Source organism: Streptomyces sp. NPDC055025 (genome assembly GCF_053608565.1).
Genome location: NZ_JBSGVS010000163.1, coordinates 679 through 1,014, shown reverse-complemented (window position 1 = coordinate 1,014; position 336 = coordinate 679). Strand labels below are relative to the sequence as shown.

Below are 336 nucleotides of genomic sequence, written 5' to 3'. Positions count from 1 at the left end.
GGTCACGATTGAGCAATCACATCACCGATTGCTTGAAATGTTTAACGACGCACAAGAATTCCAAAAAAAGCCGTTCAGTCTGTATCAAGGCGATTGCCTTGAACTCATGAAGTCGATCCCAGATGCAAGCGTTGACATGGTCCTTTGTGATTTGCCATATGGCACCACTGCTTGTAAGTGGGATGTCGTAATACCGTTCGATAAACTGTGGGAGCAATACCGGCGCGTGGTGAAGCCTAACGCCGCTATTGTGCTGTTCGGATCGGAACCATTTTCAAGCCACATGCGGCTTAGTAATTTGCGAGCCTATCGCTATGATTGGACATGGGACAAGGT

General features: G+C 47.6%; 1 pseudogene. It reads left to right on the top strand.

What is annotated here, in order from left to right:
• Positions 1-336 (top strand): annotated as a pseudogene (locus ACWGDX_RS39390) (hypothetical protein); the annotation flags it as partial.